This window comes from Amycolatopsis sp. NPDC059657, assembly GCF_042734395.1.
Taxonomy (GTDB): domain Bacteria; phylum Actinomycetota; class Actinomycetes; order Mycobacteriales; family Pseudonocardiaceae; genus Amycolatopsis.
This window is the reverse complement of record NZ_JBHWEB010000073.1, coordinates 23,974-48,337: the sequence shown is the minus strand read 5'-3', so window position 1 is coordinate 48,337 and position 24,364 is coordinate 23,974. Positions and strand designations below refer to the sequence as shown.

The window sequence follows — 24,364 nt, the reverse complement described above, 5'->3', positions numbered from 1 at the left end:
TGCCGCGATTGACAAATGGATCATCTTCTACAACAGTATCCGGCGGCACTCCGCCATCGGGATGCTCAGTCCCGACAACTTCGAGCAGTCACTCCGCATGGCTGCCTGAACCCTCGTAAGCCCCTGTTCACCATTCGGGGTGAACCTCATACACCGACCAACATCGCCTGCTAGTCTTCCCTTATGCGACCGCTCCCCTATTCGGGGATGACGCACGTATCTGGTTCCGAGGAACCAAACCCGTTCCACAGCACGGGTTTGAGGGTCTCAATCCCCCCTCGGACACTTGATCGTCGCACTTGTGCGACACGCAACGTACCTGTGGTCAAAGGTACTCCAACACTCTGATTCAGAGTTGTCGTCACACCCCCATCGCTGCCGGTGGGGGTGTTTGTCGTGAGCGGCCCCATCATCACGCCGCTCGCACTCCCAGCGATATCCCAGCGGCAAACCACCGCATCGCCCGCACCGCGCCGCAGGCTGCCACTGGCATCCGTGCCGACACCACGCACCAGCGCCGCCGTATACGGGCTAGCCGCCGTGGATCGTCGCGGACGCGTCGCCGACCACGCCATCCTGCGCGCACTCGGATGGACAGCCGGCACACGCCTCGACATCACGGAAAACTGCGGACTGCTTGTCATCCGCTCCAGCGCCGCGCACGGCATGTTCAGTGTGACCAACCAAGGCCACCTCCGCTTGCCCGCACCCGTCCGGCACTACAGCGGCCTCGTTCCCGGCGACCGCGTGCTCCTGGCTGCCGATCCCGCGCGGGACCTGCTCGTCGTGCACCCGCCCGCGGCGCTCGACGACCTGCTCGCCCAGCGCCATGCCGAGCTCCTCGGCGGTGAACTCGCGTGACGACACAGACCCACGCCGCGTCCCCGGCGGATCTGGACGCGGCTCGTCTGCTGCTGTCCCGGATGGGGCTCTCCGTCGAAGACCTCATCGCCGCGCCGACACAACGGCCGCAGCTACCGACGTTCGCCGAGTACATCCCGATCGTCTCCGCCGCCGTCACCGACGGCACCCGCCGCGTCTACGGCTCCTACTGGGACCGCATTCTCGAACACTGGGGCTACCGCCGTCTCGACGAGCCGACCCCGTCCGAGATCAAGCAGCTCGTCGAACACGTGAAAGTCAACGTCGTCCCCCGGCGCAACGCCAGAGGCGGACGCAGCGCGGGCGAACACCTCATCGCGGCCTTGCGCTGCCTCTACCGCCACGCCGAAGACGACGAACTCATCGACCACGCCAACAACCCGGCCGCCAAAGTCGCCAAACCCCGCCGCCTGCCCTCCACCCGACGCGCCGTCGCCGACACCCGGCTCGACGAGATCAACCAGACCGCCGCCACCACCGGCAACGACCCCGCACTCGACAGCCTCATCCTGCGCCTGCACACCGAAACCGCCTGCCGCCGCGGCGGCGCACTCGCCCTGCGCCCCCAAGACCTCGACCCCACTCAATGCCTGATCTTCCTCCGCGAAAAAGGCGAAACGGTCCGCTGGCAACCCGTGTCCCCGACCCTCATGGCCCCCCTGCAGCGGCACGCCGCAGACCGGCACGCACCCCACACCGGACAGCTGCTGCGCTACACCAACGGCAGGCCGATCACCGGCCGCCGCTACGACCATCTCTGGACACGCCTCGGCAAACACCTCCCCTGGGTGGCAACACAACAGATCTCGGTCCACTGGCTCCGCCACACCACCCTCACCTGGGTCGAACGCAACTTCGGCTACGCCGTCGCCCGCGCCTTCGCCGGACACACCGACAGCACCAGCGACGCCGGAACCACCACCACCTACGTCCGCGCCACCATCCAAGAAGTCGCCGCCGCACTCGCGGCCCTCACCGGAGAGCCACACCCACTCAGCTGACGCACCGATACAGATCACCGAGAATCCACCGCTCGGCTTGGATTCCAACCAAGAACCCTCCGGTTAACAGCCGACTGTGGCCCTGGGTCGTCCTCAGTCGATCTAGCTGCAATGTTTGCATTCGCTCACGCTCTGAATCGGCGTCGATCGGCGTCATTCGGCGTGGTTTATGGACCATAAATGCACCCTCGATGATGATCATGGACGCCGCCACGAACCCGTGACGGACCTCCAGATCGGCCACGAAGGTGGAGCCTGCCCCCAGGCAGCAAACTCCGTCTGCTGACCCCCTAACTGCCAGCGAGGTTCAACCGAGCCCCTGACCTGCGAAAACAGAGAATCCGCAGGAAAACCGCTGCCGTTCAATGCACGTGGATGCCGCCATCTGCGACTTGGCCTGTGCCACCAATGGAACCCCATCCGGCACCGCAACCCCCTTCAACCCCAGCTACGACGCCACCCGACCCGAAACGGTTCCGACGCGAGCACCCTCGCTTATGGCTTCTTCATCGGATCGAGACGCTTCGCCGAGAACCCAGCTGACTGGCCCCGCCTAGGCCGATCGGCGGATATCAAGGCCGAGCCGTAGTCCAACCTTGAGCGGGGGAACACGAAGAGGAGGCCCAGCACCCTCGGCGAGGCGCTCTTCAACTGCTGGGACTAAGCAACGTCCGAGCTCAGCACAAAGATGTGATCCCGCCCGCTCGTGCATGGACATGCGTCCCGGCGCCCGTCCAGACTTCCCGGCCATGTCTCTCAGACTGGAAAACGTAACGTCCGACAACGTCCAAGGCGCTTGCGAGCTGAAAGTCGAGCCATGGCAGGAGAAATTCGTCGCACCGGTCGCGCTGTCTCTCGCCGAGGCGTACGCCCGACCTGAGGCCGCATGGCCCCGGCTGGTCTACAACGACGATCAACTCGTCGGGTTCATCATGGGCGGCTTCGATCCGAACTGTCCGATCGACTACTTCCGTTGTGGCATCTGGCGACTGAACATCGCGGCCGGCCATCAGCGCACCGGCTATGGTCGGTTCGCCGTCGAGGAACTCTGCGCCGAGGCCCGCCGCCGAGGTCATACCAGAGCCACTGTCCTCTGGGTGCCAGGCCCCGGCAGCCCCGAACCGTTCTACTTGCGGATGGGCTTCACTCCGACCGGACAGATCTTCAATGGCCAGACGGTTGCCGAGTACTTCCTCGGCTGACCCACACGGCCGCTCTCAGCTCGCAAGGGAAACGTCTATCAGGTCGCGCGCCCTCTCATGCCGATGAGCGGACGTTCGGCACCACCGTCGGCAGGTTCAGCAGTTGACCGACCTCGCTGGACGACGCTCCCCCACGCTTTCCTCGCCGCGGCCGCCGCCCACTCCCGCGGCACCCCGTCAGTTGAGGGCCTGATCCCGTTGACACGCAACGAAATCAGGCACCTCTACTACAAACTCGTCCTCGAACCCACCCGCGCCCTCATCGACGTCCTGGGCTGGTCAGCCTGGCGACGCCGCCACCAACATCGCGCTCGCCAATGCCACTACCAGAGACGACCAACGACCAGCACTCGATCACGAGCTACAGCTGGAGTACTAGCCCTCACGGAACGAACCAGGGCCCGGCGGTACTTTCTGAAGCCTTCAAGGAACCGCCGGGAGCGGCAGGTCAGGGGTAATACGATTTCACGCATACCGGCGGGGTAGCCCGGTAGTAACCGGAGCCGCCGCCGCCGTCCCTCCAGAAGACCGCGCACCAGAGGTCACCGAACGAGCTGTCCTGGTATCCGGCCCAGTCATGCGTACGGTCTTTCCATTCCCCGTCCAGGCTGTTCCTGATGGTGCCGTGCGGGCCGAACAGCTCCCAGTGGCCAATTCCCGTTCGGCCGGAGGAACGGACGTTCATCCTGATGACGTCGCTCGGAGGGACACCGCTCCCGTTCCCCGAGAAGGTCACGCACACCTTGTGGGAAAAGGCAACCGAGGGATAGTTGGCCTCCTGGCAGCGCTCGTCGGGGTCTGCCGCGGAGGCGGAGGCGGGGCCGGTGACGATTCCGGCCAGGACGGTTCCTGCGGCCAAGGCCATCGCGGCGGCCATACGGCGTTTCATGCTGTTGTACTTCCTTTCGGAGAGGGTGTACGGAGTTCCTCGGCGCATGCGTGCCGGGCTCAGGTGTAGACCGGGCTACAGGCCATGTCCATGTAGCCGCCCCCTTCGAAGAGAACCGCGCACACGCGCGATGCGTCGCGAGGCATCATGACCGGGACCTCGAATACGGCTTCCTCGCTGCGCCGGTTACCGCCCCACGAGCGTTCCCTTTTGAACATCTCCTTGTTCTGCGCGTCCAGGACCCGGACTTCGATGCGCGGGTTGCCCACACCCCAGACGGGGGCATCGAAGTCCCCCGTGATGGTGTTGAGGTACTTGGTCGTCTGGGCGTCCCATTCAACGCACAGCAACCCCGTTTTGTTCTGAATGGTGGTGCAGCCCGCGCCCCTCGCGGCGAGGGCGGGCGTGGCGGACGCCAGGGTGGCCAGAACGGCTCCCGCTCCCGCTAGGGCGAGACCGCGTCGGGTCAGCCGGTTCCTCCACGTCTTCCGATTCTGCTTTTCCTGCAATGACATGCTGCACCTTTCGGATTTCGGTCAGAAAGACCGTCGGTAAATACTGTGGTCTGAGCTCGCTTCCAGCGTATGAGTTACGGATCAACCTCTCTATCCGTTAGCCGCAGAGTGCTCCGCGCGTATCGGACAGCCAGGCCGGCCCAGATCCGTTACCCCGGCGGATGTGACGCCGGAAACGGTCCCGGGTTTGCGGGTCGGTTTCTGAAGCCGTTCTGGGTGTGCCTCGATCCGGTGGGCGAAGAATGTTCTTGAATCGGCTCAGTATTGCGGCACCGCTCGACCGCTGAAGAAACCTCGACAAGCATCGCGCGACGCGTCAAAAGCCGAAACCCGACGTTGATCCCCCATCGCGAACCCCAATGCTCTCGACTAATGCGACGTACATTATCAGGTAGATGTCCATCCCAGCGACGGTTTCAACCTGGGCTGAAACCGATCAGATCGAGCTCCGATGATTGCGTCTCGCCCGAGTGCCGACTCAGCTACGTCGCACGGTCACGCCTGACGCTACGAACCAGACGTCGCCTGACTCATGTCCGTGCTGCTGACCCTGACCTAGCCTGCGCTGAATATCGCGAGAGCTGAGTGGATGAGCCAGTCCGGCGGGCGCGCTGCGGCGGGCGCGCCGGATCGATGCTCGCCGAGCATGCGGAGGCGAGCATCGACGCCCCCAACTAGCCCCGCAGCGCGGCAAGACCCGCCGAGATGATCAAGAGCTCCGGCGGCTAAGACCGCATCTCATTTGGTTGCGTTGCTGTGTGAGCGATGTCTTGATCAGCGATGGCCGCTGGAGGCACGCACCAGCCTGCTGGCCTCGATCGCTGTGCGGTAGGGGAGTTTCATCGGCCCACAGGGTGACCTGGCACCGTACGCACTCGGCTGGACCACCGGGGCAGACCCACACGTCGCTCGCCTGTCAGTCGGGATCGGCGCCGGTAACCTCGGCGGCGGAACCTTCCACGCCGTCATCTTCGACAACGCGGACGGGCATGCGTTCTCGCTGACCGACGAACCGTTCAAACGCGTGCCGCAGGGCGGCCCAGACCTGACCTCGGACCAGGCACGCGCCGATGAGGACCTGCCGTTCATCTGGTGGGTCACCGACCACGTCATGCAGCGCGATCGGACACTTGCACCACGCCATCGACGAAGACCCACGCCTGATCGACTTCCTCGACCTGCCACCCGGCGGCAGTGCGACACGGATCGGCGCCGGAGATCCCTGGAGTTGTCCGCTTCTAGACCATCAACAGCGCTTTCCCGAAAGACATGCTCGCTCATGCCGACGAGAGGTAATCGCGGTCACGAACCGATCCCGGGGCTCACGACTTGTTGCCCCCCTTCTGCCGGCCGCTGGCCAGCCGACTCGTGCCATGCCAGGTCCGCGCCGAGTGCCCGCGTGAACCTGGCGATCGTGTCACGGGTGGTGGGGTCGCTGACACGACCGGGGAGCCACGCGCAGGCGATGTAGGCGGCAACCACGTCGGCGGTGGCGCAGACGGCGGCCAGGCATTCCTCGATCCGGGTGAGGGAGGGGCCGAGGCTGGAGGGGAAGCGGGCGCCGGGGATCTGGGCGCCGTCGATGACGTCGATGTCAAGGTGGAGGTAGACCGGGGCGGGGCCGAGCTCGCCGAGGGCGGAAGTGATGGCGGCCGGGTCGGCGGGGACGCGGCGGACCTGGCTGGTGTCGAGGGCGTCGCGCTCGGCGGGGTCGAGGTCGCGGGCGTCGGCGAGGATGACGCTCGTGTCCGGGATGGGCCGCAGGCCGAGGGGGTCGTCGAAGAGGCCGGGTGCCCGGCCGGTCAGCATGGCCAGCGCCATGCCGCCGATGTAGCCGCTGGCCGTGATGGCAGGGGTGTTGAAGTCGCCATGGGCGTCGAGCCACACCACAGCCAGGTCCTGGTGGCGGCGCTGGATCCCGGCCACCGCTGCGCGGGCAGTGGGGCAGTCGCCGGAGAGGACCAGGGGCCTGGCGGCCTGCGCCACCGCGTCGGCGGCTGCCTGGTGCAGCCGGTTCATGCGGACGGCAACCGGGCCTTCGGGGAGTGGCGGGGGAATGACCTGGGTCGCGGTGACCGGGATGGGGAAGGCCGGGATGTGCTCATCCAGGTGCCAAGGCGTGACGATCAGATCCCAGGCGCGGCCGGTGTTGTGGTCAGTCATGCCGTGCCTCTGTTTCTTTGCGATGAGTGAGTTGGCGGCGCTGGGCGAGCAGGTCGAGCAGCCGTTGCAGCTCGGCGGCGCCGGCGTGCAGGTGCGCGGTGAGTTCTGCCCTGGCCTGTTCCGGGCTGCCGTGCAGCGCGTCCAGTAGCTGGCGGTGGTCGTCGGCGGTGCGGCCGAGTTCACGGCTAGCCTGCTCGGCCAGCGCCAGGGCGAGGCGCTGCTCTTGCTGGAGCTGTCCGTAGAAGCGCTGGAGTCGAGGGCTGCCGGTGGCCGCGACCAGGGTGGCGTGGAAGAGCCGGTCACCGTCGAGCACGGCGGCGGTGTCGCCGCGGTCGAAGGCGCGTTCGATCTGGTCAACCAGGTCGGCGAGGTTCGCGTAGACCGCCGGGTCCCGGTGTGCGGTGAGAGCGTCGGCCGCGGCCAGTTCCACGGCGGCGCGGGCCGCGTAGATGTCGACGACATCCGGCCCGGTGATGGCTGCGACGACAATGCCGCGGTTCATCTGGTAGCGGACCAGGCCCTCGGCTTCGAGGGTCCGCGCGGCCTCGCGCACGGTACTGCGGGACACGCCGAGCTCGGTGGCGAGGGCTGCCTCACGCAGCGGCATGCCCGGCAGCAGCCGACCGGACAAAATAGCCTGCCGGACGGCATCGACGGCCTGCCCGGTGGTGCTCTGCCGTTGGATGCTCGCGCCAAGGCCGGTGATCGGGTTCGTCACGGTCACCGGCCTCCCAGTGGCACATCCCGGCCGGCGCCGTGCACATCGGCGAACCGTCCGACGCCAGCGCTGTCAAAGACCCGGACCACCCAGCCTCCTATCTTGACGCCTCGGCCTGCGGTGAGCAAGATTGTCATATTGTCCGGCAATCTGGCAAGACGCGACACCGCATTGGTGGCCTAGTTTGATCATCGCGATCGCCGCCCAGGAGAGGAAAGCCCATGTCGAGCACTCAGCGGCCGGTCGTGCGAATGTGGCAGGGTTCGGTGCCCGTTGGCGAGGCGGAACCCTTCCACCGGCACTTGCTGGCCAAAGCGGTCGCCGAGATGCGTGATATCGAAGGCTTTCTCGACGCGACAGTTCTGCACCAGCCGGACGGAGACCGCGTCCGAATCACATTGCTCACCACCTGGGCCGACCGCGAGGCCGTGCGGCGCTACGCCGGGGACGACACCGACGCGGCCCGCGACTACCCCGGTGACGATCACTTCGGCCTCGTACCGGATCCACACGTCACCCACTTCGAACTCGCGTACCGGCTCACGGAGCAGGCCTTTCCAGCGACCACCAACTGAAAGCGGACATCACGCCGATGGCCATCGAGATCATCCAGCCAGACGGACTGGACAAACCAGAGACCTACAGCCACGTCGTCATCGCGACGGGCAGCCGCATGGTGTTCGTCGCCGGACAGATGTCCGACGACCCCGATGGCAACCTGATCCACCCCGGGGATCTGGCGGCGCAGGCCCAGCAGGTCTTCGCCAACCTCGGTCGGGCCCTCACCGCCGCGGGCGCGCGACCGGATCAGGTCACCAAGATCACGATCTACGTGGTCGGGCACCGCAGGGAGTACCTGCCCGTCATCGAGCGGGCCAGGGTTGGCCTTTTCGGCGACCACAAACCCGCCGACGTCCTGCTTGGGGTGGAGACTCTCGCCGCGCCCGGCTACCTGATCGAAGTGGACGCGATAGCGGTGGTCTAGTGGCGCGCCTGCGGTCCCCTGTCCGGATCTAATCGGCGGATTCCGGGTCGTCTGGGATTGGTGGTTTTGTTCGTCAGCATCACGAGAAGAAGATCAACTCCACACACAGTGCATACATCCGAGACAGACGGCACTGCAACACAGTTACGGGACACGGCCACCCGCATGGAGACCTATCGAGACACGGCAGCAAAGCAGAGAGAAGGCAGTAGACGCACGCCGACTTGACCCACGCCTGCACCCCGAACGTGTCTTGCAGGAATCGCTGCGTTCGGGCGCGATCCCAGCCCCACTCGCGCAGCGGGTATTCGCCGGTGCGCAGCGCGGTGTTGTACCGGGCGTCGCGATCGGCGCGGCGGCTCTCCCCCAGCTCGTAACCCATGACATGCCGGTAGGGCTGGCCTCGGGTGAGCTCGGCGATGACGGTGTCGAGCGGCCAGGCCTTGAAGTGCTGGGAGCTTCTCTGCACCAAGCAAGCCGACACGCCGGCATAGCTCTGAGGCTGTGAGCAGGCATAGCCGTCAGCCTGGCTGTAAGCACTCGTCTTACTCCAGAACGATCATCTGGTTCGGGATCGTAGCCCCTTGCGGTCGAACATCCGCTATTGTCGATGACCGCGCGCTGAAGATCGCTGAAGCTGTCCAGCTGCGACGAGTGGGTTCGAGCTTTGTCGGGCGGCGGGTTCTCGTGGTGGTGGTGTGGGCACCTGCCTGAACGACGTTTCAGCGGAGCGGGTCGGGGCGTGGGCAGATTGGCGTGCTGCTGGCCGTCGCGGCCGTGCTGTTCGCATTGGCGGCACGCGGCGGTTCGACGTCGCCGACGACCAAGTGCTGCGATGGCAGGTGGGGCATGCATATCGTACCCGGTCAAGCCGGTGTGTCCGCGACGGCAGGCGTCGTGGGCCGACACGCAACAACCACCGACCACAGTCTCAAGCCAGGCCGTCACCCACGCGAAAGATCCGGGCTAACAGTCCTGCTCAGACGGAGTCGCCTCGGTTCCGTTAGCGAGCTCCTCACTCTCGCGCAGCCAGAGATCATCGTTTATCTTAATCACAAGCGCAACCAGTAGTTTGAGCGCGGTGATGTAGGTCCGGTAGTGCTCCTCTTCATCCGCGACGTCAAGAATTGCGCCATGCAGGTACCTGTTGCGCAGGTTCAGGCCATCGCTGAAGTCCTGATGATTGAGGCAGTAGTTGAAGTAGTTTGCTTCAGGCTTAGACAACAGCGACTCGGCCCGCACAAGCCAACCCTTTGTGACCATCTCATCGATTGCTTCGCGCGCACCTTTGCGGTGATGGTAGTAACTTGCCGCTTCCAACTCGTAGAGATCGCGCAGCACCACGAACTGGTCGGCACTTGCTAGCCGGATATGGCCTCCAGCGTTCTCGGCCACGCCGTGCGCGATTAGGTAGTCGACTTGATCCTTCTGGTAGTCATGGAAGTCATCATAAAAAACATCGTGCTCGATGAGTAGCCCCGCCCCAGCCCACGAGAGTCCTCATTGGACCGCTCAGATCACACGCGACCCTCCTCCAAGCCACCTGTAGAGATGTCCAGCGTGTACTGGAGGAGGTCCTCGCTCAGGACCAAGAATCAGACAATGATCAAGAACCCGAAGAGGGCAGGTACCAGCGTGAAGTTGCTCCCGCACAGCCTCGCTGTCAGGCCGCTCGAAAGCCGCCTGCAATTGGGCGGCTCGCGCAGCGGCGTCACGCAACAGCGGAACCGGTCCGTCCTAGACCGCGGGAGGTTGCGGCGACACGATCACCGTCAAGTTGGGCTGCGGCTGATTGTCGCGTTGGCTGATGACGAACAAGCGATTGGTGTTGCCGGCCCAGGAAAGGCCGCGTGGCGCGACCACCTCACCCGATCCGAGCGCGAAGGTCTTGGCGGGCATGCTGGTTCCGACCTTGTAAAGCAGCACATCGTTGTTGTCGCCGGTGATGGCACCGGTCGCGATGTACGTGTTCGCTCCGTTGAGTGCGACGGAGTTCGGTCGCGGGCGCACGCTGTAGGCCCCGCTGCGTGCGAGGTCGACGGATGAGAAGGCGTCCACGCGATCGCGGGAGCCTGCGGCGCTGTAGAGAGCGGTTCCGTCCGAGGTCAGATCGAGGTCGGTCAGGCTGGAGCCGACGACATCCCCGTTCGCACCGGCGGTGAGTACCCCGCCGGTGGGGTTGTAGACCTGGATCATTGAGGAACTCAGCGCGAGCTGTCCGGCCACCAGCGGCCCGGTCTCCGTGCCAGCGGAGCTCAGCAGCGGCGCTCGCTGGAACCGGACGTTGCCCTGCTGGTTCCCGACCGGAACAGGCGTGGCGGCGGCCGAGTCGAGTTTGCCGATCTTGCCGGTGAAGGTGCCGTCGCAGCCGTAGCCGTACCAGAGCACGGGCCCGGTGCGTGCCAGATGCGTCGGGCAGCTTTGCGGACCGGTCGGGTAGCGGGTGATCTCGGCCAGCGTGACGGTGTCGATCACCGAGATGGCGTCGCCTGCGGCGAGCGCGGTGTAGAGCTTGGTGCCGTCGGCGGAGAGTTCGAGGCCGGTGGCGCCGAGTTCGTTGTCGATGATCTTGGTGACCGAGCCGGAGAAGTTGGTAACCAGAATCGAGTTCGCCGCCGGGCCGCCGGTGATGAACACCTGCTGACGGGCCTCGTCGACGGCTATGTCGCCGTAGCTGGGCAGCGGCAGTGCGGCTTCTGTCGCTGCGTATGCCTGACTGGCAGTCGATAGCTCAGCAGCGGTAATCGCCAATGCCACCGACAACGACAGCCGAGAAAGCCATTCGATCATTCTCACTGGATGTCTCCCTCAGAGCTATTTTCCGTCAAGTTGATCAATCTTCTTCAGGTCGCGTTTCAACGAATTTCTGAAATAGTTCAAGGGCTAAATTGAGCGACGACTTATCGCACGAGCACGCGTATTGACGACCGTCCGATTCCGACCAAATCCAACGCCCCAAACCTGGCTCGGTCTTACTTTTCGGCAGGAGTTTCCGCTCAAATGCTGTTCCCGTCAGATCTATTTCGAACCACCATCCAGGGTTGTCCAGGGTTCCAAGACGTATGCCGTACTCATGTTCCCAATCTCCGTCGCATTGGCTCTCATACCAGGCCTGCAGGAACTGGAACGGGTCACCATCGTTTACGGGCATCCTTGCGGCTTCTCCCAGGTCTCAGGTTTGCGTGCGGGGCCGTCGTTGGGCATGTTGATGTGTGGCGTATCGATCTTCGCGCCGTCCGGGTTGGTGTGCTCAGGGCCGTACCGGTCGAAACGCTTCTGCAGGACGATAGGGCGCTTGTCGCGGGGATCAGCCGGCGGTCCCCATTCGGCATACTTCTTGACTTCTCCGGTGTCCCCCTGACGCTGAAAGGTCGTGTGCGGCCAACCTTCGGCATTGGGATCCGGGTACTGCCTCGGCGGACGGCCGTTGTGCACCAAGATCGCAGTCGCGTCGACGAGCACATAGAAGGTGTGAACGCCGGCAACCGTGAGATTGTGAACTTGCTGCCGCTGGGTCCAGCCTCGGACCGAGGCAACCAGAAGTCGTCGGCCGGTGGCGCTCCGCAGCAGGTCGCCTGGGTGCAAGTCCGCCGCGACGATCCAGCGTCCACGATCGTCAACCCAGAACGGGTGGTTGTCGGTGGTTACGACGGTACCGGTAGCCGCACCTGCCTCACCGTCTGTGTCGATGGTGATTTCAACGAGGCTCTTGCTGCCTGTACTGGTGTAAGCGGCAGTAACAGGCTGGGCCTCGAAAGTTCCCGCTCCCGGAGTCGGGTTCGTGGCGGCCACGAGGTCACCGGCTTTGACGTCTTCGATGGGCTTGGTCGTGCCATCGGCCATCACCACCCGAGTGCCGGGTACGAAGCTGTTCAAGAGGCAACGGGGAGCCTTGCCGGTCGCGCTGGTGCCACCGCCGTTGGCGGCGGGGCCGCCTCCCTGGCCTGCCCCCGAAGGGGCGCCTTTGCCTGGCGGCGCGGTGGTGGCCGTGCCGCCAGGTCCTTTTGGCGCAGGCGTTGGCGTTGGTGCGGTTTTTGCGTCGTTGAGGCCCTTGGCGGCGGCCTGGCTGGCGATCTTCTCCTCGCGGATCGCCGCGCTGGCGGCCTTGGTGGCCCCGTTGATCGTCTGAACGGCCTCCGCGCCCTTGACCGCGGCCTTGCCCAGCTTGACCGCACTCGCCACCACGGCGGCTCCAGGAACGGCGGAAGCGAACGACATCACGGAGTTCGCGACGTCGCCCTCGGCCGCGTACCAGGCGCCGTTGATCACCGCGGCCGCCGAGCCGACGACCGGGATGTTGCTGGCGACGTCGAGGATCAGGTGGCCGACGTCGGCGTGCTGCTCGATGAAGCCGACCGCGTCGTCGAACCAGCCGTGCCCGTCGAGCTCCACTTGTGACAGTGGGTTGCCCGCGCCGAAGGTGTAACGGTTGCTGGTCCACGGGTCGACGCTCATGCCCAGGTCGAACAGGGAGCCGTTGTAGAGGTCGAGGGTCAGGAATCGGTTGGTGCCTGGGGAATAGTCGCGGAAGCCCATGTCGTAGGAGTCCGACGACTTGTCGTGACGCGCGGTGTTGAACCGGTAGGAGTTCTTCTCGGGCTTGTCGGGGTTGGCGGGCTCGGTCTTGTCGTCGCCGGTGGACTGCTTGAGGTCTTCCTCGCCGTATGCGGTGTAGCCGTAGGTCGACTTGGTGTTGCCGTTCTTGTCGGTGACCTGTTCGACGTCGGAGCGGGTGTTGAAGCCCATGTAGACGTCCTCGGCGGAGCCGTTTCCGTCGTCGCCGAAGCGGATCTGGCCGAGCATTTCCCCGTCTGGGGAGTACTGGTAGATCTTGCTGAGCTTGTTCTTGACGTCCTCGGTCAGTACCTGCTGGGTCAGGCCGAGGTAGTGCGTGTTGGTGACCCGTTTGTCCCCGGTCGCGTCCTCGGTCTTGCTGGTCTGCCGGTCGAGCGGGTCGTAGGTGTACAGCGTCGTCTTGGCGGGCTGGCCGTCGTCATCCTTGTCTTTGACCAGCTTGGTCTTGCGGTCGAATCCGTCGTAGGTGTAGCGCTCGGTCGTCTCGCCGTTCTGGCTGACGTGATCGAGACGGCCATAGGCGTCGTAGTCGTAGTCGGACTCGGTGCCGTCGCGTTTGCTGCTCTGCAGGCGGTTTCGGTCGTATTCGAACGTCGTGTGGACGCCGTCGACGGTCTGGTCGTAGACGTTACCGTTGTCGTCATTGCGGTATTGCTCGGTGGCGCCGCCCGCAGAGCCGGACTTGGTGACCTTCCGGATACGGTCGCGCGGATCGTAGGTGTAGTTCTTGGTGAACGACATCGAGCCGCCGTTGTCGGCGTTCTGCATGGTGCCGGTGTCGCGGGTCTTGTTCGAGTTGGCGTCGTAGGTGAGCTGGTGGTCGGCGACCACGGTCGAGGAGTTCTTCTTCTTTTCGGTCTGCCGTTTGAGCAGGCCGTCGAGGTAGTAGGTGGCCTCGAGGACGTTGCCGTTGCCCTTAACCTGGCGGGTGACGTGGGCCTGCTTGTCGTAGCTGAAGGTGGTGGTCTTGCCGGACTCGCCGTCGTTGCGCTTGTTGACGATCGAGGACACCAGGTCGCGACTGTCGTAGGTGTAGGTGGCGGAATGGCCGTCCATCCGCGTGCTGATGATGTTGTCGTTCTCGTCGTAACCGTAGGTCGTGGTGTGCAGGACCTTCCCGGCTTTCGACTCCTTGATCGAGTCGGCCAGATCGACCTCGTCGTAGCCGATGTCCCACGTGTCGGCCGGGGCGCCCGGCGACGAGTCGGCCATTTTCGTCATGTTGTCGTTGGGGTCGTAGGACATCGTGAACGTCTTGTTCTCGGTGTCGGGCTCCCCCGTGGTGTCGCGGACAAGCTTCACCGCGTCCGCGGTGACCGTGCCGTTGCTCTCGCCGGCGAGCACGATCTCCCTTGTGTCGCCTTCGGTGAAGGCGAACTTGCCGAGGCTGACCCAGCGGCCCTGGTTCTTGCTCTGGTCGATCACGACCTCGGCGTTGCCGCCGTCGTGCTTGATGTAGTACGTCGCGTTGGTCGCGGTGCCTTCCGGATACCAGACCTGCACGTCGTACCGCCCGCTGCGCGGGATCGAGGCCTTCCAGGTGAAGTAGTCCTCTTCACCCTTGGTAGTGATCGTCGAGTACTGGGTGCCCTGATAGCCCTTGGGCGACTGGGCGACGCTCCAGCCGTCGTCGGCGTAGGTGCGGCGCGCGTCGGCGTTGTCGACGAGCACGGACGCCGCGCCGACCGGGACGCCGGTGTCGGACCGGCTGCGTTGCTTGCCGCTCGGGTAGTACGTCCAGGTCTGCGTCCGGGCGGACGCGCCGCCGGAACCGCTGACACTGCGGACGGTCTGCTGGCCGGTCTCGTTGTAGTCGTAGCTGGTGTCGATGTCGAACGCGTCGTTCGAACTGCGTATCCAGCCGTTGTCGTAGTAACTCTGCCGCGTGACGGTGCGGGCACCGGAGCCGTGTGACGGGGGTGCGCTGATCTCGGTGACCCGGCCGAGTTCGTCGTAGGTGTAGATGGTGCCGACCGCGGCCTTGGCGTCCGCGTCAGCGGGGTCGTAGGGCAGGATCTCGGCACGCTTGCGGTTGAGCTCGTCGTAGATCGTCTCGGCGACGAAGTCGTCGGCGACATTGGGCGTGTCGGCGCCGCGCGGGTTGGTCGTGCGGGTTTTGTTGCCGACCTGGTCGTACTCGTAGCGGGTGGTGAAGTACTGGACCGAACCGCTCTTGTCGTGCGGCGAGCGCACCTCGGTCTGCTTGGCGCGCTCGTCGAGCGTGATGAGGGTTTCGTTGCCGTCCTCGTCGGTATTGCCGACCACGTTGCCGTCTCGGTCGTACCGGGTGCGCGTCGAGTTGCCGAGCGGGTCGATCGTCGAGATGACCTGGTGGTTCTGGTCGAAGACCCACTTGGTGGCGTAGTCGTTGAGGTCCGGCGTCCGATTGGCGCGCGGGTCGTACTTCGTGACCATGTTGCCGACGTCGTCGAACGCGGCGATGATCCGGTCACCGTTGACGTCCTTGGTCTCGACCCGCTGGTTCACCTCGTCGTAGCGGAGCGACTCAGTGAAGTCGTTCGGGTCCTGCGCCGTCAGGTTACCCTTCGGCTTGGTCATCCCGATGACGTTGCCGACCGCGTCGTACGACAGCGTGGTGAGTTTCTCGGGACCGTCCGGCGTGTCCTTGGGCGCGTAGACGGCGACCGTGCGGTCCATCTCGTCATAGACGGTGCGGGTGACCGAGCCGCGCGCGTCGGTCGCCGTGATGACGTTGTCGTTGGCGTCGTACCGCGGACCCGGCGTGGTGATGTAGACGCCCGCCGCCTCGTCCTTGGGCAGTTTGCTGTCCAGCGGGCGCTTGAAGATGTCATAGCTCGTCGTGCCGACCTTACCGCGTGCGTCCATTGTGGACACCGGGTTGCCGACGGCGTCGTACCGGTAGCGTGTGGTGCAGCCCAGCGCGTCGACGATCATGTTCGGGTAGCCGACCGCGTCATAGTCCCCGTAGACGGTCGCGTGGCCGTTGGCGTCGACCTGGTTGATCAGGTGACCGAGTTCGTCGTAGGAGTACCGCGACGTGTAGTCATTCGGGTCCGGGGTGGCGGTGCCCTTGGGGTCGGTGACTGCGACCAGGTTGCCGTTCTCGTCGTAGACGAACTGCCAGCGCCTGCCTTCGGGGGTGGTCTTGCCGGTCAAATCGGCGACATAGCCGTCGAGAGCGTAGCGGTAGGTGAGGACGGTCGGCGGGGTGTTCTGCCGGACGGCCTCGGCGTCGCGGATCTCCAACGGGAACCCGGTTTTCGGGTCGTAGAACCAGGCTTTCGTGGCGCCGTTGTTCTCGGTCAGCCGGACGACATTGTTGTCGGCATCCCAGACCAGCGTCGTGGTGCGATTGAGCGCATCGGTCGACGCGGTCAACCGCCCGTAGCCATCGAGCCGGAACCGGCTGGCATGCCCGTTCCCGTCGGTGACCACGGAGCTGATATCCGGCCCGGCAGCGCCGTCGGGGTCGCTGTAGTCGAAACCGGTCGCCGCGTTCCGGCGGTCGGTGATGACTCGCGCCTTACCGAAGCGCAGGGCATCGGCCTGGTCGGTGAAGTAGTCGATGCCGGTCGAGCGCCCCAGCGGGTCGACCGTGCGGATCAGCTTGTTCACCGTCGTGCCGGTGGTGCCGTAGAAGAACTGGTACGTCTTCTGGTCGGGCGTGCCGACGGCGTCGTCGATCTCGCGAAGCGCCCCGTTGTCGCCGTAGACGAGGTTCACCACCCGTCCGGAGACGTCGGTGATCGACTTGAGCTGATTGACGATCGCGGGCACGGCCAGCTTCGCGACGGGGTGCTTCTTGTCGCCTTCGACGACAGCGGCGGGCAGGCCTTCCTGGTAGTAGTCGAACGTCAGCGTGCGGCGGCCGGCGGCATCGGTGACGGCACGCAGTACGCCGCTGTTGCGGTTCCCGATGATCACCCGGCCGTAGGCGAACGACATCGTGTTGCCGTTCTTGTCGACTGTGGCGGTGTGGTAGCCGTCGGTGTCGAAGAAGAAGTCGGTGCGCTCGGGTGCGGTGAACACCCATTTGCGGTCGTTCGGGTTGTCCGGGAGGTACCGCAGGTAGAGGTTCACCCCGGCAGGCGAGTCATAGACCCAGTTGGCGGGATCGGTGCTGCCTCGCTTGTCCAGGTCCCAGCGGTGACTGGTGCCGTCACCGTCGGTCAGCACCACGGTCTGGGCCCAGCCGGAGCCCGCCGCGCCGTCGAACGCGAGCGGGGTACCCAGCCGGTTCAGCGTGGACGCGGCGATCGACCAGCCAGGTCCGCCGTAAGCGTTCGAGGTGTCCTTGCTGTTGTAGTTCAGCCGCACGAAACTCGAGGGGCCCCGGCTGGGGTTGGTGAACACGTCGTGGCCCCACACCGCGTTACCGGAGAACTGGTTCACCGACGCGGTGCCGCCGCCCCCGGTTTTCACCGAGGAATAGGAGTAGAAGCTCTCCAGCCCGAGCTGGTCGGACGTCGGGGTCTCCACCCGCACGTCCTGATCGAGCGTCGGCACCTGTGCCGTATCGGCCAGCCAGGTCTTGGCCGCGGTGTCGTAGATGTCCCAGCGCAGCGAGAACTGCTCGCGCTCATTGCTGATGTCACCCAGCGCCGGCGCCTGGATCAGGCCGTCCAGTGTGACCGAGGCGCCGGGCGCGAGATCGGCGGGAAGCCGCGTCTCCTTGCGGTTTGCGGCCGTAGTGGCGTCCTCGCCGTTCGGCCGCGTCCAGTGGTACGACAGCACTTTCGTCGCGGCGGGAAACGCCGCCGCGGTGGTATTGGTCAGCGTGACGGCCGAGTGGTAGGCGTTGCTCGGGATCATGCGCCGGGCGGTCTCCGGCGCGGCGTAGGCGGCCGAATCGGTGGCTCTTGCCTTGCGCGCGGCCGCTTTCATCGCCTCCGGCGCCGGCGCTCCGCCCGAGGGCGCGGCAGCCAAGGCCGCGGTAGCGGCACACCGCGGCGACGGCGGTGGCACGAGCGGGGTTGCCGCCGCGGTCGCGGCCATCGCGGGCGGCGTGATTACCGAGAGACCCGCGGTTACCAGCACCGGCAGCAAGACTCGTGCCACGCCCCGTACCCACTGACGACGAATGTCGAACATGCTGCCTCGCCTTTGTCCGCAAATGCCATGACGTACTTTCACCGGCCCCAGCCGGGCGAAATTAGAGCAGTCATTCCGGGGGACCGGTCCCATAGCTGTTCGACAACGATGACCGGTTACGGCCGATGGCATGCATGATGAGCCGGTCAGCGGGAACTAGAATGGCATCAAGCGCTTCGAGGGCATCGGTTCGGCGATGCCGAACCATGTTCTGACGACTGCGTCTTCCACGCGATCGCTACGTGACCCTGCGTCTACGTCCCCGGTCTCTCCGGGCACACGGCCGTTCGGCCGCACCGAGCCGACCTCTCGACCGTCGCGGACCTGATACGCACAGCTCGCCGCCCCCTGGGTCCGCTCCCCCGCTTCGTCGATGAGCAAGGCGTCGCGCGACGGGTAAACCCCGCCGATCGGCACCACACCGTTGATACACTCCGCTGGCGATCGTCCGGGAACCCAGCGGTAGCCGCTGCACGCGATGATGAGCTCCGTCGGCCCGTCCAGGTTCTCCACGACGGAGTTCGGCGCGGCACCCTGCCACGCCTCGGCGTCCGCGAAATGAGACCGGGACGAGCGGCTCAGTCGCCGTCGGCGGCTGAGCCGCTCTGAGGCTGGCGATGATGCGTCCGGCGGCGTGGGGGCAGCTGTGGTGGCCGCGCGGCTGCAATCTCACCGCCCAGACCGGGCCGGTCCGCTGCTGTGCCACTCTCGTGCCGATCGTGTGGGCGAATTTCGCTGGTGCGGCCGGGCATACTGAAAGTCATGCACGAACATCGGGATTCGGACACGGCCGTTGGGGATGCGCTGGTCGCCCGGCTGGTCAACCTCGAACCGATCAAGCCAGAACGCGCGCAGGCGCACACCGAGGCGCGCCAAGCGCTCCGCCAGCACGCGCACGCGGTCATGTCCGATCCGGCCGGGCTGACCTGGCTGACCACCCTGGCGGCCCACCCGAACAGGCTGGTCCGCGTCATCGCGGTCAGCGTCCTCGGTTCCGGCCGCGAGTCCGCCCATCAGCCCATCCTCGTGCAGGCCCTGTCCGACCCGGACGCCCACGTCGTGTACGCCGCACTGGAAGGCCTCACCGCACAGTCCACGGACGAGGTGTTCGACCTGCTGGTCACGCTGATGAACGAGACGGACCCCGATCGGGCCTGGATCAGCCGCTACGCCGCCCAGCGCATCGCCGAGACGGCTGGACGTCCTGGCCGACGCACTGGGGCAGGTACACGACAGCGCCACACACGACATCACCCGCGCACTGAGCCGGGCAGGCGACCCGCGGGTCGGGCCGGTGCTGATCGAACACCTCCGCCACCGCCGCCCAGGCCGCTTCGCGGCCGCGGAAATGCTCGGCAACCTGCGCGTCGCCGAGGCGACCGGCCCGCTCATCGATGTCCTGCGCGAGTCCGACGGCCTCCAGTCGCTGCCCGTGATGGAAGCGCTCGGCAAGCTCGAAGCGCTGGAGGCCGCGCCGTCGATCGTGGCGCTGCTCGGCCACAGTTCGCACTATGTTCGCCATGGCGCACTGCTGGCACTGAACCGGATCGGCGGGCCGTTGGCGACTCCCGCCGCTCTCAAAGCCGCCGACGACGTCCACCCCGTCGTACGTACATGGGCCTTCCGAGTGCTGGCCAAGCACGGCGATCACCGCGCTCTCGGCCGATTGGCCGCCGCCTGCGACGGCTGGCACGTCCACGCCGCCCTCACCGGCCTGGTTCGCCTGGCCGACGACTCACTCGCGCCTACCTTGGCGCAGGTGCTGGTAACCACCGAGGAGGGGCGTGTCCGCAAACTCGCCGGACGAATCCTCGCCCGCATCGACCCACGGCATCACCTGCCCACCTACGATCCCGACCCGCTCGTCCGCCGCGTCATCGTCTGGGTCATCGGCCAACGACCCGACCCGGCCAACATACGGACGCCCAGCCGACTGTCCTCGGTGGACAATTAGCTCAGCTCACCGGTTTGTCAGAATCAGCGTGGTGTACACGGCCGACTCGGACAAGCAGCCCACTCTCACCCTCGCGAGGAAATGCCACGGACTTGAGACTGATCATGGCAACAATGCCGTGAGACGGCCAAGAACGCCCAAGTCACGCAAGACCGGCATGTCACGCGCTGCGAACCCCACAGCCGCGACTATCTACCAGGAAATGTCCGCTATGCCGCGATGACAAGATCGACATGTCAAGACCGGCGAGAACCTACATCGACGCTGTAGGGTCTCAAATCTCGCTGCGCTTTCTCATTTAGAACTGCACTTGAGCTGCACTTTATGCAATGGAAGTGAGACTGGGCCGACCGGGTGGAGTCACCCTCGGCGGCTCACCCGCAGCCGGTTCCGCGCCGATGTGTAGGTCGTGGCGTCGACCCGAGCGGCAGGCAGCGCCTCGAGCGCGGTGTTGTTGGATGTTCCGCCGCCGGGCTCGATACTTTGTGAGCCGGCGCCCGCTCGGTGCCGACTCACCGGTGGATGGCTGCTGGGACCAACGCGTCTGCTGCTCGCCGACTTCGACGCCGTGGTCCGGCGGACCACGCCACTGCCGTTCCTAATCCGGACCGTGATCGCCAGCGTCGAGCGCAAGCACGTTCCGGACTTCCTGCTGATCACCGACTCGGGTCCGGTCGTGGTGGACGTCAAGCCTTTCGGCTCGGTCCTTCCGGATCAGTCGAGGACGGCCACGACCAGTCCGGCCAGCAGCAGCACCGCCGCGGCGATGCCGGCCAGGATGAACAGGCCCTGGCCGTCGCCGCCATCGCTGCCGGCCGAGCCGATGGTGACACCGACATGAGACACGGCCGGAACGCGCAGGCAACGTCAACGCCGCCGCCGCGGCACTTCGCAACTGGGTGCTCAACCTCCACAAAGGACTCGACGGCATCGGCATCCAGGCCGCCCACATCGCCATCGACGTGTCGATCGGCGACACCGGCAGCGTCGTGTCCGAGAAATTGTAGATCGCGAACTGAACGATCTTATGCGACTTCCTGATGACGAGAGGGTCCCGCTTTCCGGCTTCGTCCTTGCTGAAACTTTCACGCCATCAACTATAAACAAACTACACAAGAATCTACTTGACAAACCTTGGCGCAACAGTGATCGAGTCTCTGAACTCAAAGGGAGCTAATACAGCGAAGAGGTCACCCACAGCAACCAAACCGGTTACCCGGAAAGGCTCAATGTGCGGAATGCCCAGCTAGCCGCCGCTAGCCGACGTCTCCGGCGCCGCAACTAACGACTGGGCACAAGTCATCCAGTGGACCGTCGACGGCGGTGCACCCAGTCGCGGCTTTGAAAGTTTCACGGGATTGCGCTCTTCCTTCGTCGCAAGCAAGCCATAGACATGTTTGACACCACGAGTCGACCCCGCTTATCGTCCTGTCGAACCGGTTCGAACACGATTGTTTACCGACCGATGCCCTGCTCCGCGGGCATGGAGCCGGTAGACGAGTCCATAGTGGACCTCTATTTTGGCGGCCCCGGCGGTAGCGACGATGGGTCCGATGATCGGTATATCCCCGTAGACGCGACACCCGCGAAAGGGATTTCTTGATGCGTCAGAACAGCCCTCGCACGCTATCCCGGCGCTTCGCCCGCGCAGCGCTGGCCGGCGCCACATTCCTCGCGATCATCGACACGGTACAACCCGCCGCCGCAGGACAGCCGGCCGCCGCGACACAGCCAGCGCCCGCGGCCGCAGCTGCCGGCGCCGCCGCGATCGCCTCGGTCGACCTGGCCGGGACGTGGAGTTTCACGCCGACGGGTCGAGGGGCGACCTCGATCACCGTGCCCGGCGGCGGCTGGTACAAGCAGGGCTTCACCGACGTGAACGCGGCGGTGTACTCGCGCACCATCACCGTGCCCGACTCGGGTCAGCCGCAGTCGACGTGGATCGAGTTCGGGGCGGTCAATCACCAGGCGACGCTGTCGGTCGACGGCCGGGTGGTGGCGACGCAGACCACGGCGTTCACGCCGTCGAATTTCGACATCACCGCCTACGCGGCCCCCGGCAGCACCCACACGATCAGCGTCGCCGTGAAGGGCCGCGGCGCGTTGAAGGCATCCAACGGCCGGTACCTGGTGCCCGATGCCGCCGACTGGTCCGAGGCAGTCCCCCAGGGGATCTACCGTTCGGCGTTCCTGCGGACGTACCCGGCGGTGTACGTCAGCGACACATTCGTGCGTACGTCGGTGGCGGGCAAGACGTTGAGCTACGACGTGTCGGTGCGTAACACGTCGGACAGTTCCCGGTCGGTGACGCTGACCGGGTCGCTGTCGTCCAACAACGGAGCGGCTTTCAGCTACCCGGAACTGCCCAGCCGTACGGTCACCGTGGCGGCCCACTCGACCGCGACCGTGACCGTCGGGCCGGTCGCGTGGAACCTCGACAGCACCTCGTACTGGTGGCCCAACGTGCCGTACCGGTCGGGGTACCGGGCGCAGCTACACCGGCTGGCGGTGCGTGCCGTCGCCGATGACGGGCACACCAGCGACGCCACGTACCGGTTCGGGTTCCGGGAGGCCACCCAGAACGGTGACTACTACTACCTCAACGGCGTGCGCGTGAACTTCCGCGGCGACAACCTCCAGGGTGCCGACTACGACCGGATCAACAACGGCGGCAAGGGCGACGCCTACGACACCCTGCCCGGCTTCCTGCCCCCTTCGTCGAACAACGGCGGCTGGCCGCAGGCGGTGGACAACTACCAGCGGCTCAACTACAACGTGCTGCGCATCCACCAGGAGCCCGCGAGCCCGTACATGTTGGATGTCGCCGACGAGATGGGCCTGATGATCATCGGCGAGACCGCGATTCGCGGCTCCTCTGGCAAGCAGGACTGGATCGCCGGGCACGACAACATGGTCAACCACGCCCGTGCGCTGGTCCTGCGCGACCGCAACCACCCCGCGGTCATCCGCTGGAGTCAGGTCAACGAGCCGAACCAGAGCGGCCAGGATTCCGAACAGTTCGAGAAGGACCTGTACGCGGCGATCAACGGCAACGATGGCACCCGGCCGGTCATTGCCGAGGTGGGCGTCGACGGGAATCTCAACGGGTATCCCGGGATGACGTATGCCAACTTCGCGGTGATCCCGCACTACGTCGACGGCTTCGGCAGGTACGGGGAGGGCCTGAAAACCGTGAATGGGCGGCCCGACGGCGAGGGCGAGTACATCTGGCCGGCATGCAACAACAAGCAGGGCTTCGAGTGGTTCGCCACGGCAACCCTGGCCAAGCGCGGCAAGAACGCCACCGACCTGCGTCCGTACACGCTGCTGTCCGCCTGGGCCAGCGTCGTGCCCGGAGTGCGCACCGGCGACTTCACCCCGGAGGAGGGCGGTCGCCCCATCTACGGCGCGGACAACCTCCCGGCCCCCTGGAGCAACCCGCAGATCCAGCGCGTGCAGGCGGCGTTCAACCCGGTGGCCGCGGTCGACCTGCCGTTCTGGTCGGCCTCCGGCGCCTCGGACTCCAACGGCACCTTCCCTCTGCCGCAGGCCGTGCCCAACTACGCCCGGAACGCCACGGTCACCCGCAACATCACCGTCTTCAACGACGACTTCGCCGACACTTCGGTGGGCTTCACCTGGACGGCGCGGCTCGACGCGCCGGACGGCGCGGTCGTCGCGTCCGGAAGCACGACCCTGACCGTCCCACTCGGCTCGCGGGTCACCCAGCCGGTGTCCTTCACCACCCCGGCCACCGGCAACCGCGTGTACCTGCAGCTGTCGACCACGAAGTCCGGTAGCCCCGTCTTCACCGACGCGGTGGCGTACTTCAACCTCGCAGGAAGCGGCGGAGACGGACCCGCGCCGGGCAACTACCGCATCGTCAACCGCAACAGCGGCAAGCCGCTCGCTGTCGCGGGCAACTCCACCGCGGACGGTGCCAAGGTGGTCCAGCAGAGTGGCACCGGCACCTGGACCGTCGCCACGGCCTCTGACGGCTCCTACACCCTCCGGTACGTCGCGAGTGGAAAGGTGCTCGACGTCGACGGCAGCAGCAGCACGGCCGGGCTGCAACTGCAGCAATGGACGGCCAACGGCGGCACCAACCAGATGTGGTACCTGCGGCCCACCGGCAACGGCTACTACACCATCGTCAGCCACGACAGCGGACTGGTGGCGGACGTCTACGGTGCGGCGACGAGCGACGGGGCGCAGGTCGTGCAGTGGGCCGCCAACGGCGGGGCCAACCAGCAGTGGCAACTGAACCGGGCCTGACCGGACGACCCGGTTCTCGCCTGCTGCCGCGGCGTCGACCGCTCCCCCTGGCCGCTCGGCCCTGCGGCCAGAGGCGGCGGCGAGATGTCAACTCCGAACGTCGGCAAACGACCACCACCGAGTACGGGTGGC

At 65.7% G+C, this 24,364-nt stretch carries 20 protein-coding genes and 1 pseudogene; 8 read left to right on the top strand and 13 right to left on the bottom strand.

All coding sequences use genetic code 11. The features are described from left to right. Window positions 1-396 precede the first annotated feature (396 nt). From ACFV15_RS31730 to ACFV15_RS31720, 3 genes are all read left to right on the top strand, one after another. Window positions 397-861 carry an AbrB/MazE/SpoVT family DNA-binding domain-containing protein gene (locus ACFV15_RS31730; protein ID WP_378354911.1) on the top strand — a complete coding sequence of 155 codons (465 nt, stop codon included), beginning with the start codon at window positions 397-399 and terminating at the stop codon, window positions 859-861. 62 nt (window positions 862-923) lie between these two features. Beyond that, the gene (locus ACFV15_RS31725) at window positions 924-1,883 is read left to right on the top strand and encodes a tyrosine-type recombinase/integrase (RefSeq protein ID WP_378354915.1); all 960 of its coding nucleotides are present in this window, start codon (window positions 924-926) and stop codon (window positions 1,881-1,883) included. A 749-nt stretch (window positions 1,884-2,632) separates the two neighbouring features. After that, entirely contained in the window at window positions 2,633-3,085 is a 453-nt protein-coding gene (locus tag ACFV15_RS31720) for a GNAT family N-acetyltransferase (protein WP_378354909.1), read from the top strand. Window positions 3,086-3,533: 448 nt separating this feature from the next. Here ACFV15_RS31720 and ACFV15_RS31715 read toward each other — a convergent pair whose 3' ends face one another. From ACFV15_RS31715 to ACFV15_RS31695, 5 genes are all read right to left on the bottom strand, one after another. Further along, entirely contained in the window at window positions 3,534-3,974 is a 441-nt protein-coding gene (locus ACFV15_RS31715; protein WP_378354907.1) for a hypothetical protein, read from the bottom strand. A gap of 59 nt (window positions 3,975-4,033) precedes the next feature. After that, window positions 4,034-4,489: a hypothetical protein gene (locus ACFV15_RS31710; protein ID WP_378354906.1), complete on the bottom strand. Its 456-nt coding sequence runs from the start codon at window positions 4,487-4,489 to the stop codon at window positions 4,034-4,036. A 916-nt stretch (window positions 4,490-5,405) separates the two neighbouring features. Then, window positions 5,406-5,633 (bottom strand): hypothetical protein, encoded by a 228-nt coding sequence (locus tag ACFV15_RS31705; RefSeq protein ID WP_378354904.1) that lies wholly within the window; start codon window positions 5,631-5,633, stop codon window positions 5,406-5,408. Window positions 5,634-5,791: 158 nt separating this feature from the next. Beyond that, window positions 5,792-6,652 (bottom strand): arginase family protein, encoded by an 861-nt coding sequence (locus ACFV15_RS31700; protein ID WP_378354902.1) that lies wholly within the window; start codon window positions 6,650-6,652, stop codon window positions 5,792-5,794. Beyond that, window positions 6,645-7,376 (bottom strand): GntR family transcriptional regulator, encoded by a 732-nt coding sequence (locus ACFV15_RS31695; RefSeq protein WP_378354900.1) that lies wholly within the window; start codon window positions 7,374-7,376, stop codon window positions 6,645-6,647. The genes ACFV15_RS31700 and ACFV15_RS31695 overlap by 8 nt, the downstream gene beginning before the upstream one ends. A gap of 215 nt (window positions 7,377-7,591) precedes the next feature. Between ACFV15_RS31695 and ACFV15_RS31690 the strand changes: the two genes are divergently transcribed. Continuing rightward, a complete protein-coding gene (locus ACFV15_RS31690) occupies window positions 7,592-7,945 on the top strand; it encodes an antibiotic biosynthesis monooxygenase family protein (RefSeq protein WP_378354899.1) in 354 nt (117 codons plus the stop codon). 17 nt (window positions 7,946-7,962) lie between these two features. Next, on the top strand, window positions 7,963-8,355 hold the full coding sequence (locus ACFV15_RS31685; protein WP_378354897.1) for a RidA family protein: 393 nt from the start codon (window positions 7,963-7,965) through the stop codon (window positions 8,353-8,355). A 79-nt stretch (window positions 8,356-8,434) separates the two neighbouring features. Here the strand turns inward: ACFV15_RS31685 and ACFV15_RS31680 are convergent, their stop codons facing one another. The 6 genes from ACFV15_RS31680 to ACFV15_RS31655 all read right to left on the bottom strand — a co-directional run bounded on the left by ACFV15_RS31680 (window position 8,435) and on the right by ACFV15_RS31655 (window position 19,017). Then, window positions 8,435-8,824 carry a hypothetical protein gene (locus tag ACFV15_RS31680; RefSeq protein WP_378354895.1) on the bottom strand — a complete coding sequence of 130 codons (390 nt, stop codon included), beginning with the start codon at window positions 8,822-8,824 and terminating at the stop codon, window positions 8,435-8,437. 497 nt (window positions 8,825-9,321) lie between these two features. Continuing rightward, a complete protein-coding gene (locus tag ACFV15_RS31675) occupies window positions 9,322-9,750 on the bottom strand; it encodes a hypothetical protein (RefSeq protein ID WP_378354893.1) in 429 nt (142 codons plus the stop codon). Window positions 9,751-10,092: 342 nt separating this feature from the next. After that, complete coding sequence (locus ACFV15_RS31670; protein ID WP_378354892.1) at window positions 10,093-11,151, bottom strand: hypothetical protein; 1,059 nt, start codon at window positions 11,149-11,151, stop codon at window positions 10,093-10,095. Window positions 11,152-11,188: 37 nt separating this feature from the next. Beyond that, window positions 11,189-11,506, bottom strand: coding sequence for an Imm53 family immunity protein (locus ACFV15_RS31665; protein WP_378354891.1), 318 nt, complete (start codon window positions 11,504-11,506; stop codon window positions 11,189-11,191). Then, the gene (locus ACFV15_RS31660; protein ID WP_378354890.1) at window positions 11,497-17,970 is read right to left on the bottom strand and encodes a polymorphic toxin-type HINT domain-containing protein; all 6,474 of its coding nucleotides are present in this window, start codon (window positions 17,968-17,970) and stop codon (window positions 11,497-11,499) included. The genes ACFV15_RS31665 and ACFV15_RS31660 overlap by 10 nt, the downstream gene beginning before the upstream one ends. A 702-nt stretch (window positions 17,971-18,672) precedes the next feature. Then, on the bottom strand, window positions 18,673-19,017 hold the full coding sequence (locus ACFV15_RS31655; protein WP_378354888.1) for a hypothetical protein: 345 nt from the start codon (window positions 19,015-19,017) through the stop codon (window positions 18,673-18,675). On the opposite strand from ACFV15_RS31655, the pseudogene ACFV15_RS31650 reads away from it, so the two are divergent. Beyond that, window positions 18,943-19,098 (top strand): annotated as a pseudogene (locus tag ACFV15_RS31650) (HEAT repeat domain-containing protein); the annotation flags it as partial. The gene ACFV15_RS31655 and the pseudogene ACFV15_RS31650 overlap by 75 nt on opposite strands. Before the next feature lie 199 nt (window positions 19,099-19,297). After that, entirely contained in the window at window positions 19,298-19,957 is a 660-nt protein-coding gene (locus tag ACFV15_RS31645; protein ID WP_378354886.1) for a HEAT repeat domain-containing protein, read from the top strand. Window positions 19,958-20,317: 360 nt separating this feature from the next. Here the strand turns inward: ACFV15_RS31645 and ACFV15_RS31640 are convergent, their stop codons facing one another. Together ACFV15_RS31640 and ACFV15_RS31635 are read right to left on the bottom strand one after the other, a co-directional pair. Continuing rightward, a complete protein-coding gene (locus ACFV15_RS31640) occupies window positions 20,318-20,473 on the bottom strand; it encodes a hypothetical protein (RefSeq protein WP_378354884.1) in 156 nt (51 codons plus the stop codon). A 198-nt stretch (window positions 20,474-20,671) separates the two neighbouring features. Further along, window positions 20,672-20,803: a hypothetical protein gene (locus tag ACFV15_RS31635; RefSeq protein ID WP_378354883.1), complete on the bottom strand. Its 132-nt coding sequence runs from the start codon at window positions 20,801-20,803 to the stop codon at window positions 20,672-20,674. Window positions 20,804-21,559: 756 nt separating this feature from the next. On the opposite strand from ACFV15_RS31635, the gene ACFV15_RS31630 reads away from it, so the two are divergent. Continuing rightward, window positions 21,560-24,232: an RICIN domain-containing protein gene (locus ACFV15_RS31630; RefSeq protein ID WP_378354881.1), complete on the top strand. Its 2,673-nt coding sequence runs from the start codon at window positions 21,560-21,562 to the stop codon at window positions 24,230-24,232. Window positions 24,233-24,364 lie beyond the last annotated feature (132 nt).

Bases quoted from the DNA above. Each gene is read 5' to 3' on its own strand.
- ACFV15_RS31725 (WP_378354915.1), top strand. From the start codon at position 924: ATGGGGCTCTCCGTCGAAGACCTCATCGCCGCGCCGACACAACGGCCG.
- ACFV15_RS31720 (WP_378354909.1), top strand. From the start codon at position 2,633: ATGTCTCTCAGACTGGAAAACGTAACGTCCGACAACGTCCAAGGCGCT.
- ACFV15_RS31715 (WP_378354907.1), bottom strand. From the start codon at position 3,974: ATGAAACGCCGTATGGCCGCCGCGATGGCCTTGGCCGCAGGAACCGTC.
- ACFV15_RS31710 (WP_378354906.1), bottom strand. From the start codon at position 4,489: ATGTCATTGCAGGAAAAGCAGAATCGGAAGACGTGGAGGAACCGGCTG.
- ACFV15_RS31705 (WP_378354904.1), bottom strand. From the start codon at position 5,633: ATGGCGTGGTGCAAGTGTCCGATCGCGCTGCATGACGTGGTCGGTGAC.
- ACFV15_RS31700 (WP_378354902.1), bottom strand. From the start codon at position 6,652: ATGACTGACCACAACACCGGCCGCGCCTGGGATCTGATCGTCACGCCT.
- ACFV15_RS31690 (WP_378354899.1), top strand. From the start codon at position 7,592: ATGTCGAGCACTCAGCGGCCGGTCGTGCGAATGTGGCAGGGTTCGGTG.
- ACFV15_RS31685 (WP_378354897.1), top strand. From the start codon at position 7,963: ATGGCCATCGAGATCATCCAGCCAGACGGACTGGACAAACCAGAGACC.
- ACFV15_RS31665 (WP_378354891.1), bottom strand. From the start codon at position 11,506: ATGCCCGTAAACGATGGTGACCCGTTCCAGTTCCTGCAGGCCTGGTAT.
- ACFV15_RS31655 (WP_378354888.1), bottom strand. From the start codon at position 19,017: ATGGGCGGACTCGCGGCCGGAACCGAGGACGCTGACCGCGATGACGCG.
- ACFV15_RS31630 (WP_378354881.1), top strand. From the start codon at position 21,560: ATGCGTCAGAACAGCCCTCGCACGCTATCCCGGCGCTTCGCCCGCGCA.